At 61.8% G+C, this 13462-nt stretch carries 14 protein-coding genes; 6 read left to right on the top strand and 8 right to left on the bottom strand.

Annotation, left to right across the window (positions count from 1 at the left end; translation table 11 throughout):
- Positions 1–66: 66 nt before the first annotated feature.
- The 5 genes from RAD10_RS08095 to RAD10_RS08075 all read right to left on the bottom strand — a co-directional run bounded on the left by RAD10_RS08095 (position 67) and on the right by RAD10_RS08075 (position 5002).
- Entirely contained in the window at positions 67–1026 is a 960-nt protein-coding gene (locus RAD10_RS08095; protein ID WP_461617005.1) for a sensor histidine kinase, read from the bottom strand.
- Between the two features lie 334 nt (positions 1027–1360).
- The gene (locus RAD10_RS08090) at positions 1361–2038 is read right to left on the bottom strand and encodes a DNA topoisomerase IB (protein WP_461617004.1); all 678 of its coding nucleotides are present in this window, start codon (positions 2036–2038) and stop codon (positions 1361–1363) included.
- A 62-nt stretch (positions 2039–2100) separates the two neighbouring features.
- Entirely contained in the window at positions 2101–3276 is a 1176-nt protein-coding gene (locus RAD10_RS08085; protein WP_461617073.1) for an MFS transporter, read from the bottom strand.
- Positions 3273–4634, bottom strand: a complete 1362-nt coding sequence (locus tag RAD10_RS08080) for an NAD(P)-binding domain-containing protein (protein ID WP_461617003.1) — start codon at positions 4632–4634, stop codon at positions 3273–3275. Before RAD10_RS08080 ends, RAD10_RS08085 begins: the two co-directional genes overlap by 4 nt.
- Positions 4635–4684: 50 nt before the next feature.
- Positions 4685–5002 carry an ArsR/SmtB family transcription factor gene (locus RAD10_RS08075; protein WP_461617072.1) on the bottom strand — a complete coding sequence of 106 codons (318 nt, stop codon included), beginning with the start codon at positions 5000–5002 and terminating at the stop codon, positions 4685–4687.
- 104 nt (positions 5003–5106) lie between these two features.
- On the opposite strand from RAD10_RS08075, the gene RAD10_RS08070 reads away from it, so the two are divergent.
- From RAD10_RS08070 to RAD10_RS08045, 6 genes are all read left to right on the top strand, one after another.
- Complete coding sequence (locus RAD10_RS08070; protein WP_461617002.1) at positions 5107–5304, top strand: hypothetical protein; 198 nt, start codon at positions 5107–5109, stop codon at positions 5302–5304.
- Between the two features lie 66 nt (positions 5305–5370).
- The gene (locus RAD10_RS08065; protein ID WP_461617001.1) at positions 5371–5733 is read left to right on the top strand and encodes an ArsR/SmtB family transcription factor; all 363 of its coding nucleotides are present in this window, start codon (positions 5371–5373) and stop codon (positions 5731–5733) included.
- On the top strand, positions 5726–6253 hold the full coding sequence (locus RAD10_RS08060) for an arsenate reductase ArsC (protein WP_461617000.1): 528 nt from the start codon (positions 5726–5728) through the stop codon (positions 6251–6253). Before RAD10_RS08065 ends, RAD10_RS08060 begins: the two co-directional genes overlap by 8 nt.
- Entirely contained in the window at positions 6253–6954 is a 702-nt protein-coding gene (locus RAD10_RS08055) for an aquaporin (protein WP_461616999.1), read from the top strand. Before RAD10_RS08060 ends, RAD10_RS08055 begins: the two co-directional genes overlap by 1 nt.
- Positions 6951–7349, top strand: a complete 399-nt coding sequence (arsC, locus tag RAD10_RS08050) for an arsenate reductase (glutaredoxin) (protein WP_461616998.1) — start codon at positions 6951–6953, stop codon at positions 7347–7349. The genes RAD10_RS08055 and arsC overlap by 4 nt, the downstream gene beginning before the upstream one ends.
- 134 nt (positions 7350–7483) lie before the next feature.
- Positions 7484–8740, top strand: a complete 1257-nt coding sequence (locus RAD10_RS08045) for a 3-phosphoshikimate 1-carboxyvinyltransferase (RefSeq protein WP_461617071.1) — start codon at positions 7484–7486, stop codon at positions 8738–8740.
- Positions 8741–9584: 844 nt separating this feature from the next.
- Here RAD10_RS08045 and RAD10_RS08040 read toward each other — a convergent pair.
- The 3 genes from RAD10_RS08040 to RAD10_RS08030 form a co-directional block, all read right to left on the bottom strand.
- The gene (locus RAD10_RS08040) at positions 9585–10649 is read right to left on the bottom strand and encodes an IS110 family RNA-guided transposase (protein WP_461616997.1); all 1065 of its coding nucleotides are present in this window, start codon (positions 10647–10649) and stop codon (positions 9585–9587) included.
- Between the two features lie 1018 nt (positions 10650–11667).
- Complete coding sequence (locus tag RAD10_RS08035) at positions 11668–11991, bottom strand: DUF736 family protein (RefSeq protein WP_461616996.1); 324 nt, start codon at positions 11989–11991, stop codon at positions 11668–11670.
- A gap of 639 nt (positions 11992–12630) precedes the next feature.
- Entirely contained in the window at positions 12631–12942 is a 312-nt protein-coding gene (locus RAD10_RS08030; protein ID WP_461616995.1) for a DUF736 domain-containing protein, read from the bottom strand.
- Positions 12943–13462 lie beyond the last annotated feature (520 nt).

Below are 13462 nucleotides of genomic sequence, written 5' to 3'. Positions count from 1 at the left end.
AAGCGTCTACGCCGGAACGGGGCCCGGGTTGCAACCACCTTCGGCAAAATTGAGCGCTTGGGTCGCTCAGGCGTCGAGCGTGAGCGAGACCTGGACCTCGCATCCCTCTGGAAGCGGCCTTCTCATCACGGTCCCCTTCATCTGCGACGCCAACAGGCTGATCAACCGCGTGCCGAGTCCGCCCTTGACTTCGACCGGACAGCCGACCCCGTCGTCCTGTACCGTTACGAGGATGCGGTCGTCCTTGGCGCGCACATCGACCTCCACCGTGCCGCGACGCCCCTCTGGAAAGGCGTACTTGAAACAGTTCGTTACCAGTTCGTTCACGATCAGCCCGATCGAAGCCGCTTGCGAGCTCCGCACTTCGATGTCGTCGCAGCGGACCCCGATCGAGATCGTACGGACGCCACGATGGAAGTCGGCTAGGCCACCGCACAGGGATTGGATGTACGGCGCAAGCGCGATGCGGCTGCTGTCGGCGGTATCGCGCAGGCGGTCGTGGACCTTCGCAACCACGTCCACCCGGCTCACCGCGGATGCGATCGCCATTTGAACGGCCGGGTCGGTTGCCGAGCGGGCCTGGAGCCGGAGGATCGAGACGATCGTGGCGAGGTCGTTCCGCGTTCTGTGCGCGAGCTCCTGGAGGAGTACGTCGGTATAGCGTTTAGCCTCGGAGAGCTTGTGCAGCGTGCTCCTGAGGAGCTCGGTGACAGCGGCGATGCAGATGCCCGTCAGAATGAACAGGATGAGTGGGATCGCAGCGGAGGATGGTGGCTCCGGGATCAAGTAGGCGGCGGCGAGCGCGGCACCTGCCGCGGTGGCCACGATACCGCTGCCGCGATTGAATAGGACGGAGGATAGGAAGATTGCCGGTATGAACAGCAGAACAGGGTAGGAGCGCAGGTAATCGTCCAGCATCACCCGGGCGATGAAAGCGATGCCCACCAGACCAAGTGTCAATGTATAGCGCAGCCAGATCGGAAAGTCCGACCTCGCCGTCAAGAGGCGTTGCAGAAAAGCTTCCATCTCGTAGCAACGTGCCCTTGGGGCTCGATGTTCCGACCAGAAGCCGCTCTTGCTTCGCTCGCGCTGCTTGCGCCAAGCTCGCCCGATCTAACGACCGCCTTTGATCCGGCCATCCAGCAGCCGAGTTGTGCATTGGCTACTACAAAGCCGGTACGACCTGAACCAGAAGGACGGAGACCGTACCTGCGCGGCATTGCCGGCCACGACCGTCCCTCGACCTCGCACCACGCTCAGCACCCCACACCTGAATGCAGGGCCCGTTTCCGCCGACCAGAGCACGTGCCGTTTAAGGCCCGCCCGAAAGCGGTCGGTCAGGACCCAGGGCGTCCGGAGACTAGGCGCGGCCTTCTAGAGAATCGAGACCCTTGCGGAGAAATGCCAGCACCATGATCTCGTCGGATGTGAGCTTGGCATACTGGCGCTTGAATTTCTGCGCGAGCTTGGCTTCGATCATCCTCACGAGGTCGCCGGACATGTAGGCGTTCAGGACTTCTGGGTGCACATAGCACTTGCGGCAGATGGCCGGCGTGTTCCCGAGCTGCTTGGAGACGCTCTCAATCGCGGCGACGACGTTGCGCTTCGCCTCGGCCTGGCCGTCATACTTCTTGAACTCGGCCAGGGCCAGCGCCGCCAGAACCGTCCCCGCCCAAGTGCGGAAATCCTTGGCGCTGAAATCCTCGCCCGTGATGTCCTTGATGTAGGCATTGACGTCGCCGGAATCGACGGTGCGCGGCTGTCCGTCGTCGTCTAGGTACTTGAAGAGCTCGTGTCCCGAGATCTCCGCGCAACGCTTCACGATGGCGGCTATCCGCTTGTCCTCGACGCGAAGCTTCCACTTCTTGCCCGACTTGCCCGTGAAGTCGAACCGAAGGACGCCGCGGCCGACCGCGACGTGCTTACGGCGCATGGTAGTCAGTCCGTAGGATTTGTTCTTCTCGGCATACTCGGCGTTGCCAACCCGGATCAGAGTCTTCTCCAGAAGGGCGGCAGGTTGCCGATCTGGCCGATGCACATGACCATAATCAGCGGCCAGCCGCCCAGGCTACGAATGTTCTCCTCCCGTCCGAAGCACCTTTATGCCGTCCGATCCGTATGCAGGAAGAGCAGCGCGACAAACGCGGAGATCGAGGCGAGCGCACTGATCCACAGTGCATTGCGACCGAAATGCTCCACCATAACCCCCAATGCAAGCGGCGCGAAGGCACCGGTCGCGCGGGCCGGCAGCGAGATCATTCCGACACGCCTGCCAAAACCCGTCGGCCCAAAAATCGCCAATGGGAGCGTCCCGCGGGCAATGGTGATGATGCCGTTGCCCCCGCCATAGAACACCGAGAAGGCCGGCGCGAGGAAGGAGCCACCCGCGACCAGCGCAACGATACCGATCGGGTTCATGAGCGTGGCCAGCCTCGCGGAAAGAAGTGGGTGAAATCCGCCGAGCCATCCCGCCTCGAGGATGCGAGCAGCAACTTGAGCAGGTCCAACCAATGTCCCCGCGAACAAGGCCTGTGCCGGTGTCGCGCCAAATGCGACCAGCATCGTCGGCAGGATCGCCGACACTCCAGAACTGACGAAACTCGTCGCCGCGAACATGTAGGCCAACACTACCATCGAGAACGTTTCGCTCTGACGTTCGGACTGCTGGCCCGATCCCGCGCCCGGTCGAGACTCCAGGTCCAACGGGACCGCGCGCGGCAGCGAAAGATTGAGCGGTAAAGCAACGCAGATATGGATCACCGCCCATACCTGGCAGGCGACACGCCAGCCGTACTCCGATGCGAGCCAGGTCGTGAGTGGCCAACCGACAGTGCTGGCGAAGCCGGCGATCAGGGTGATGCCGGTGATGGTTCGTCGCGCATTGGCACCATAGATGCGGGCAAGCGTGGCGAAGGCCGCTTCATAGAGGCCCATGCCCATGCCAATCCCAAGCACCATCCACGCGGCGATCAGCAGCGCCATGCCGTGGGTTACAGACAGGAGGAGCAAGCCTGCGACAAAGACGAGGTTCGAGACGGCGAGCAGACTCCGACCGCCAAACGTATCGATGGCGTGTCCGACGCGCGGGCCGAGCAATCCAGAGATAACAAGCGCACCCGTCAGCGCCCCAAACACGTGGGTCGGCGCGAGCCCGAGATCGTGTGCAATCGGCGCAGCCAGGATAGCGGGGAGATAATAGCTCGACGCCCACGCAATGGTCTGCGCGGTGCCGAGTGCAACGACGACCGCGAGCGAGCCCGCAGGGACCTGCTTCATGAACAACCGCACCCCGCGCTGCCTGCCTTCTTCGCCGTTTCGTCGGCGACACAGCAGGCCGAGGCCTCTTCCTTCGCCGGACCACCACAGCATCCCGTTGCAGTCGACTCGAGGCCACCGCGCGTGCAGACGCCAGTTTCCGGCAGCACGAGCTCGACCCGCGCGGCCGCCTCCTTGTCGCCCGCGATGTCGGCGACGATCGAGCGCACCTGCTCGTAGCCGGTCATCATCAGGAACGTCGGCGCACGGCCGTAGGATTTCATGCCGGCAAGATAGAAGCCCGGCTCATCATGCGCGAGTTCGCGCGCACCATGGGGACGGACGGTGCCGCAGCTATGCTCGTTGGGATCGATCAGCGGTGCGAGTGCGACCGGTGCTTCGATGGCTGGATCAAGCCGCAGGCGCAATTCTGACAGGAATGAAAAATCGGGACGGAAGCCCGCCGAGACGATCAATTCGTCCGCAACCACGCTTCGCGCACCGCAACAGGTACCGGCCGAAATCCTGAGGCCACCCTCGGAGTCCGAAAAATGCATGACGCCAAATCCGGACTCCACCTTGATCTTCCCCGCAGCCACCAGCGCCGCGAAGTGCGAGCCCAGCTCGCCGCGTGCGGCAAGCTTGTCATTGCGGCCCCCGCCAAAGGCCTTTGCGGGATCGGCGCCGCGCAACAACCAGATGGCTTGTGTGCCGGGCACCTCGTCGGCGAGCTGCACCAGATCGATCAATGTGCCCACGGCAGAATGGCCGGCGCCGAGCACAGCGACCGTCTTGCCGGCATATCTGGTGCGATGGGTGCCGCGCACGTCCGGCATGCCGTAGGCAATACGATCCGCGCGCTCGCGTTCACCGATCACCGGCAAACCGTTGCTGCCGGCGGGATTGGGAGAGAACCACGTGCCTGACACATCGATGACGGCATCGGCGCGCAGCACTTCGGAGCCCTTGCCGTTCTGATAGCGGATCTCGAAAGGCGCCTGCTCCCGCCCCTTTGTCTTCGCTTTATCGAAGCCGGCGCGGCTGATGGCCGTCACGCGACTGGAGGTGCGGATCGTCTCGCGGAGCGGTGTGCGTGTCGCGAGCGGATCGAGGTACTGATCGATCAATTCGCCGCCGGTTGGATAGGACTGAGGGTCCGGCGAATTCCATCCCGTCGGGGCAAGCAGTCGCGCCGCTGCCTTGTCGACATTGTATTCCCAGGGCGAGAACAGCTGAACATGCTGCCATCGACGAACGGCATGGGCGGCGTCCGGCCCGGCTTCGAGCACAATCGGCGACATGCCGCGTTCGAGCACGTGCGCTGCGGCTGCGAGGCCAACTGGACCTGCCCCAACGATTGCGACCGTCTTGCCGTTCATTTCTCTTCTCCGATCATTCTAGAATCATCGAATAATAGCGACCAAAATAGTCAGCCCGCCGTTTGGGTATCCTTGCATATGGCTTCGTCCGCGCAGCACTCCGCCGCCAGGAAATCGACGAGGCCCCGCATCGCATCGAAATTCGCGTGACAAACAAGCGTCGTCGACTCCCTGATCTGACTGACCAGCCCGACCGAGACCAAAGTCTTGATGTGATGAGACAGCGTCGAGGCCGGGATCTTGAGCTTCTCCTGCAAGCGCCCAACAGGCATGCCCGGGTGCCCTGCCCGAACCAAGGCTCGATAGATCTGGAGCCGTGTCCGATTGCCCAAAGCTTCCAGGCGTGCTGCTGCGTCGTCGATCTTCATGGTCGCCATGATGTGCTTCTAGGGCTCGACTGTCAAACCATATTTCTAGAATTTTCGAAATAACATGACGTTGGGAAAATCGCGCTCGCCCGCGAAGTCCAAGAATGGAACCGAAACTTGAGTTGAATCAGTCCGTACCAGGTATGATGAGTGGGATTGAGACGATGGAAAACGAGCCTTCCGAACGACCGGACGCTCCACCACGCAAGCTCTCGCGGGTTGATGAGGCGCGCCGTGTTGTCGAGGAGTACGCCGCAGATCTCCGCGAGATCATCAAGAAGCTCACTCGCAAAATGCACTGAAGAGTGGTGCCGAGAGGTTCCGCTTCTGGATTGACGCGACTTCCATAATTCCATATATCTGGATATATGGAAACTGAAGATGCCGTTCTGGCGCTCGCCGCGCTGTCGCAATCGACCCGCCTGGAAGCATTCCGGACGCTGGTGAAACACGAGCCTGACGGCCTTGCGGCCGGCGATCTCGCTCGCCTGCTGGAAGTCCCGCAAAATACGCTTTCGGCGCATCTGTCGATCCTGACGCGCGCGCGCCTCGTGACCTCCGAGCGGCAGAGCCGGTCGATCATCTACCGCGCCAATCTCACAGAATTTCGCGACGTCGCAGTTTTCCTCCTGCAGGATTGCTGCGGCGGGCGCCCCGAAGTTTGCGAGCCCGTCGTTCAAACCCTGCAATCCTGCTGTTCGCCAAAGCGAAAGGAGCGAAGCCGTGCGTGATCACGCGTATAATGTTTTGTTCCTGTGTACCGGCAATTCGGCACGATCGGTTCTCGCCGAGTCGATCCTTCGCAAGGACGGCGCCGGCCGGTTTCGGTCGTTCTCGGCTGGAAGCACACCGAAAGGCGCGGTGCATCCACTGGCGCTGCGCACGCTTGAAAGCATGGACTACCCGATCGACGAAATGCGCTCGAAAAGCTGGCTGGAGTTCGCAGTTCCCGACGCGCCTGTGATGGATTTCGCCTTCACTGTTTGTGACAATGCTGCAGGTGAATCCTGTCCGATCTGGCCGGGCCAGCCGATGACAGCGCACTGGGGCATCGAAGACCCTGCCGCGGTAGAGGGATCAGAACTGGAAAAGCAAGCGGCGTTCGTCACCGCGTTCCGCTATCTCAAGAATCGGATCGACACCTTCGTGAACCTCCCGATGAGGAGCATCGACAAGCTCTCGCTCGGCACCAAACTGCGCGAGATCGGCCGCTCCGATGGCGCAACGCATCCGGAGCCGAAAGCAAGCTGATGGACAACTTTGATCTTTCGCGGCGCCTCGCGGCCGAGGCGCTTGGCACCGGCATTCTCGTTGCCACCGTGGTCGGCTCAGGCATCATGGCGGCGACGCTGACCAAGGACGTCGCGCTTGCGCTTCTCTGCAACACCTTGCCGACCGGTGCCATTCTGGTCGTCCTGATAACAGTGCTCGGCCCCATCTCCGGCGCACATTTCAATCCCGCGGTGACGCTCGTCTTCGCCGGCAAGCGCGAACTGCCGGTGAACGAGGCTGCGCTCTATGTGATCGCGCAGATCGCCGGCGGCATTGCCGGTACGATAGCCGCGCATTTGATGTTCGCCCTGCCCTTGCTCGATCTGTCGACGAAGGTTCGGACGGGAGGCCCACAATGGTTCGCCGAAGCCGTTGCAGCGTTCGGGCTGGTCGCGACGATCCTCGCCGGCATCCGGTTTCAGCGGACCGCCGTGGCCTGGCTCGTCGGCCTCTATATTACCGCGGCCTACTGGTTCACAGCCTCGACATCGTTCGCCAACCCCGCCGTGGCGATCGCGCGGTCGCTAACGAATACCTTTGCGGGTATCCGACCCGTTGACCTCCCCGGCTTCATCCTTGCGGAGCTATGCGGGGCATTCGCCGGCATGCTCTTGATGAACTGGCTGCTCGGCGCAACGAAGGCGCGCGGCCCCGTCCCTATCGCGGAGACCACAAGATGAGCGTCACGATCTACCACAACCCAGACTGCGGCACTTCGCGCAACACGCTGGCGATGATCCGGCAGAGCGGCGTCGAGCCGACCGTCATTGAATACCTCAAGACGCCGCCGTCTCGCGAAGCGCTCAAGCGACTGATCGCTGAAATGGGAACATCGGTCCGCGCCTTGCTGCGCGAGAGAGGTACACCCTACAAGGACCTCGGCCTCGCCGATCCGAAATGGTCCGATGACGAACTGATCGACCAGATACTCGCGCACCCCATTCTGATCAACCGCCCGATCGTGGTAACGCCAAAGGGCACGCGCCTGTGCCGGCCCTCGGAAGCGGTCGTCGATCTTCTCGACAATCCGGTCGGCCGGTTTGTGAAGGAGGATGGCGAGGTCGTTGAAGCTTGAAGGTTGCCGCCCACCGGGCAACTGAAGCACATTGGAAAAGCCCCGGAAAGGGTGCCGCCTCCAAAAGTTCTCCCCACAATGAGGAGGGCGACGACTGCTTGCGCTGGCGACAATCGTATGCCACTGGCGTCCCCATGTCCTCGCCCCCGCTCGCCATCATGCCGCCCACGCACCCGCTCATTGGGCGGGTCGCGCCGCCCGGCAGCAAGTCGATCACCAATCGGGCATTGCTGCTGGCGGCCCTCGCCCGAGGCAAAAGCCGTCTCACCGGCGCGCTCAAGTCCAAAGACACAACCCTGATGGCGGCAGCGCTCCGGCAGATGGGGGTGTTGGTCGACGAGCCGGACGAAACCAGTTTCGTCGTCACCAGCGCGGGGGCACTGAAGGCGCCGGACGAGCCGCTGTTCCTGGGCAACGCCGGAACGGCCACCCGCTTTCTCACGGCGGCGGTGGCACTCTGCGACGGGATGGTAACCGTCGACGGCGACGAGGCGATGCGCAAGCGCCCCATCGGGCCGCTGGTGACGGCGATGCACTCCCTCGGCATCGCCGCCAGCGCTCCCACCGGCTGCCCGCCGGTGACGGTCGAAGGTCGCGGGCATTTCGGCTCCGGCCGTGTCGAGATCGACGGATCGCTGTCGAGCCAGTACGTCTCGGCGCTATTGATGGCCTCGCCGTGTGGCGAAGGTCCGATCGAAGTCGCCCTTACCGGCAAGGACCTCGATGCGCGCGGCTATGTCGACCTCACGGTCGCCGCTATGTCCGCGTTTGGGGCGAAGGTCGCGCCGGTCGATCGCGCCACATGGCGCATCGAGCCCACCCGCTACATCGCTACCGACTTCGTCATCGAACCCGATGCCTCCGCCTCGACCTATCTCTGGGCGGCGGAGGCGCTGACCAACGGCCGCATTGACCTCGGCGTGCCGATGGAGGCCTTTACGCAGCCCGATGCGCAGGCGGCGAAGCTCATCAGGATGTTCCCGCACCTTCCGGCCGTGATCGACGGCTCGCAGATGCAGGACGCCGTTCCAACGCTCGCAGTCCTGGCCGCCTTCAACGACAAGCCGGTCCGCTTCACCGGGATCGCCAATCTGCGGGTAAAGGAGTGCGACCGCATCAGCGCGCTCGCGACCGAGCTATCGCGCATCCGCCCCGGCCTTGGCCGCGAAGAGGGTGACGACCTGATTGTCGCCTCCGATCCGAAGCTCACCGGCCAGACTCTGCCGACGCGTATCGAGACCTACGAAGACCACCGCATTGCCATGAGCTTTGCGCTAGCGGCGCTCAGGATCGGCGGGATCGTCATCCTCGACCCCGAGTGCGTGGGCAAGACCTATCCCGCCTATTGGGCTGCGCTGCGCTCGCTCGGCGTGGAAACGCGGGCTGCCTAAGCCGCGACGATCGTCTCGTCCTTGAGACTTGGTTTCGGAGAGCACCGGGTTGCGGCCGGCGTACTTGGCCGCGTGGGGGGTACCATGCTCGTGCGACGCGCACCTTCGAAGCCCATGCCATGCACCACCGCGGCACGCCGGCGCAAGGCCGCGCGCGGCTCGCTTGAGACTCGTTCACAACGGCCTAACAGAATGGCCGAGATGCGTTGCGCTTCACGAAACCACAGCGTGGTTTCGCACTGGAGCCCAGCACAGCTTGAAATTCTTCGACAAGATCACGTTGCTCACTTTGCTGCGCTCACGGCAGTTAGAAGCAATTGAGATCTGATACAGCGGTGCATCGTCAGCAAGTGAAATGACTTACCGCTTCGTAGCGACACTGCACGTATCGCTAGCGATAAAACTTGGATGTGCAGACAATCACTTAGCCGCACTCAGGCGACAGTGCTTTTATCTTGCCTTCCTAATCGGGCGTTCAAAGTCAACTCATTCCTACGCTTTTCTTCGACTCCTCGCAGAATAAGCATCGCTGCTTCCCTCCATCTACGACGCACAAACGTCACCACACCGCGTTGCAGTGGCATTCACCAGGCGGGGTCCATGCGTTCCTTCGCGTTCAGCACTTGGGCCGTCGCATGCTCTTCACCAGGTTCGTAAACAGGGCTGTCCAAGCAGTTTTGCGCTCTCGTCCCCGAAGGGCGGCAGCAGGCAAGAGATAGCGGACATTCCCCGTTTCGCGGCCCCGCCAGGGGACGCTCACCGCGCGCGCGGATCTCTAGTTTCGTTCCTCCTCAACAATGCTGGGGCGTGTCCCCAGCGCCTTCCTGGCTCGCCGGCGCGGAGGCTATTGCGCAGGCTTTAAGCGCAGCCGTTGCGTGATCTTGGCACCGAATCCGACGTGGAAATCGGTCTCGCTGACCCACATCCGATGCAGAATGCATGCGAGTTTCCGCGCCACCGCGGCAATCGCGCACAGCATGCTCGACCGCCTGGCGATCCGCAGGCCCCATGCCCGCAGTGCCGACCATTTTCTGACCCGGAGCAGCAGGCTGGCAGCCGCCTCACAGAGCGCCTCTCGCACGGAGATATCGCCTTGTTTGCTGATATGGCCCTCAAAATCGATCGATGTTCCAGATTGGTGGCGCTTCGGCGTCAGGCCAAAATGGGCGCCCACCGTGCGTGATCGGGCAAAGCGATGAGGGTCATCAACGCCAACTTTGAAGGACAAGGCGACGACCGGACCGACGCCTGGAACCGTCATCAGACGGCGGCAAACGGGATCATGCTGGACCACCTGCAGCAGCACGCGATGCAGCCGTTCGTAGCCCTCGAGAAGCGCGCGGCGCACGTCCAGCATGACCTCGATGGACATCGCAAAGACCGGGTCGCAGTGCTCGATCAGCTCGCGGATCCGAGCTTCGTAAGCCCCCCGGGCGACCGCTCCGACGAGCAATCCATAGGCCCGCAGTGCCCCGCGAACATGGTTCTCGAGGTCGACCAATTTACGCTTGAGCAGCTTCCGGTTGGTCAACAACGTGCGCATTTTTTGCATGTCGATATTCTTGACATGGACGGCGCGGTACCAGCCCAGCCGCATCATCTGCGCGATGCCGCGCGCATCATTTCGGTCAGTTTTGTTGCGCATCGTCGATAGCGAAACGCGCATATGGCGCGCTTCCACGACAATGATTGGAAGGCCGGCTGCCTGTAGTTCGCGATACAGCCAGATACCTAGCGATGACGCCTCAACCCCCACCCTATCGAGGCGATCCGCGTAGCCCTCCAACGCGGAGCGGATCGCCTCTGGCTCGGTGTTGACCTTGACTTCGCGGACCGTGAGACCCTCGCTATCAACGATGCAAACGCTGGTTTCTTCAAGGCCGACGTCCAATCCAACATAGAGTTTCATCGGAGCTCTCCCTTGTGGCAACGACGCTCCAAGTCGTCGCACCAGACTCCGGATTCGGCCACGATCGCGTTATCCCCGTGCACCGGTATCTCGAAGCCCGATTTGAAGAGCCCTGCTCCCCCTCCTCTTTGTTGCTCGCTAACTCTTCCTCATCTTGCCGCGACAGCATCTGCCGACCAAGCGAAACAAGCAAAAAAGCCGACCGTCCAAGCCATCAATTGCAGCCTCTCGGCGGCCTATAAGGTGGCGCAAACTCTAGTGGCAATGGAGCGATCTTCTGCATCAGAATGGAGAGAAAGGCCATCGAGCGACCTTCAATTCCAGGCAAAGTTCCACTCCGCGCAAGTGCATTTCTCCGATCGAAGCGGGGCCTTTCGCCAGTTGCTCAACCGCGCGTGCCCTCTACTGAGAGTTCAGTCGAGGGCGCTGCCAACTGATGGCCGATTCATTGCGCAAGAGCCGCTGCGACTTGGTAGCTGACTAGCGAAGCCCTGCTGTTTGCGCGCTTGCGATAGCGATCGTGACCCGAAGGGCCGAGACACCCCTAGGGTGGCTCGGTGAGGAGCGAAGCGACGAGTAGAGCGCGGGCCGAAGGCATCGCCCGTATGCCTTCAGTACGCTATTATCGCACTCCTATGGCACACCGGACGCACCATCTTGAAGCAAGCGATTTGAGGCAGAAGCACGCAAAAGCTCGACCATTCGGCACGCGTCCAAGCCATCAATTCTTGCCTCCTGGTCCCTAATTTGGCGAAAATCCCAACGGCGAAGGAGCGATTGTCCGCGTCGAAACGAAGAGAAAAAGCCATCGAACGACCGTCAGTTTCAGGCAAAATCCCGCCACGTGCGAGTGCGTTTCCTCGATCGCAATAGGATGTCGCGCAGGCTGTTCAGCCGCGCTCACTCACCTGCGGCGCCCAGTTAGGGCACCCTCAAACTAGTCATCGATCTTCAAAACCTGATTTCTGGGAAACAAGAAAGGGCTCCCGCGCGATGCGCGGGAGCCCGACATTTTGACCTAGTCGACAGGATTCCAGATCAGGAAAAAGCCGCCATCACCACCTAGGCCGACCGTTCGACCAAGGTCGGCGCAGAGCTTGCGGCCTCCGAGGCCAGGTGCTGCGAGTGACAGACTGAAGTAGTCTGTTCGGCACCTCTCGCCGGTCAAAATGAGACCGGATCCGACCTCGATCCCTTGGGTGAAGATGCGAAAGTCCGGTGAGATATCGTCAGACTTATCGCGGTTTGGCACGATGTCGATGTCAGCGCAGATGGGCAGGAATTTAAGCTGGCCCCTGTAGCCGCCGTGCGTTGTACGGGTGACGAATCCGATCGCGGTCATGGCCTGTCTCCTTCGTTGTCGCAAGGCGCCGATGCCCTGCGATGGCGAGACCGTTATGGCGGCCGGAGCGCATCCGAACCCTCGGGGCGAAGCGCAGCGGCGCACCTGAGCCCGCTCCTTTTTTGCAGCGAAGCAGCCGCGAGGAGCCGACTTGCCGGCGGGGAAAAAAGGAAGCGTGCGAGGGTTTCGGATGGGGGACGGCTGCCATAGGTCGTAGCTCCATGAGCAGAGAATCGTCCGCTTCGGACGGAGGAGACAGGCTTTCGCGAGTCATTAACTCACCCGCGAACAGCGCTTGCGCAAAGGTCCGAGGTTCCATCCAGACCAGATGTTTCGCTTGGAAAGCGGCTTGGTTTTGCACGCGAGGCATAATGCCCAGGTCGAGTTTTACATCGAAAGGGGCATCATCAACCGGCCGTTCAGGCGGCGATTTGAGCTCGCAAACGCTCAGCGAAAGCCCATTTGAGATCTAGATTTGACCAACCCAACGCCTCGAGGGCGCTTCAAGTTGCGCCACAAATTCGTGGCCGCGCGCCACCTTCTGAGCGCGAAAATGCTCTTATCTCCCTCCCTCAAAGCGGCGCAGGAAACGCAGAAAAGGCCCCGCCTCCGAAGAGGCGGGGCCTTTGATGCCCGCCGTCAGTCGCCGCTGCGGCGCGACCAGATCAGGCTGAAACCATCTTCGCCTTCGATCTTGACCAGCGATGCGTAGATCGGAGCGGGGAAGCTCGGATCGTCGAGTTTGACCGAGAGATATTCGCGGTCGCTGTCGCGAACGGTCTTCTTCCAGGCGGCCCCGAATTCGGTCGCTCCTGCGAAAATCCGGTAGTCGGGAGCGTTGTCCTTGTCCTTTTCGGAGGTCGTGAACTTGGCCTTGATGTTGAGCGTGAGCGTCTTGATCGAGCCGGTGTAGCCGTTGTCCGAAGCAGTGAAAGTGCCGATGGTCGCCATGGTAATCTCCGTCTGTCTGTTGTTCGAGCCGCGCCTATCGCAGCCTCGATGGCGATCCTTGGCCCGGGGAGCGATCGGCCCGCAGCCGTCAGGCCCGCAGCGCAGCGGAGGACGGCGAAAGCCTGCTTTTTTGTCTTGCGCGAGGAATGCCGCCGCTTGGCGGCAGGGGAAAAAAGCAGGCGTGAGCTGTTGCGGGAAGGCGATCGAGGCCCTTGCCGTCCCTCGGGCCTAATGAGCCATTCGTGGATGCGTTGGACGCGAGCCCATAACCGAACTGACGGCGATTGCCCTGGCTGCCAACGTCCAGCACAGCATCGGAAAACGGCGGGATCGATCAGAGAAAAGCCGACGTCTGCACATCAATCGCGGGCACGGTGCACCGGACAAACCAAGCGAACTCGATTGCATTTACTCATCAGGAAGCGACGACGCCGGCCAGGATGACCCGCTCGATTGCGGTTTGAATATGCGAAGTCTGGAAACGATCAGTCCCCAACCCGATCGTCTCGCCGCTGCCAAA

The organism is Bradyrhizobium sp. 23AC, from assembly GCF_054863025.1.
This window is presented reverse-complemented; position numbering and strand designations above follow the sequence as displayed.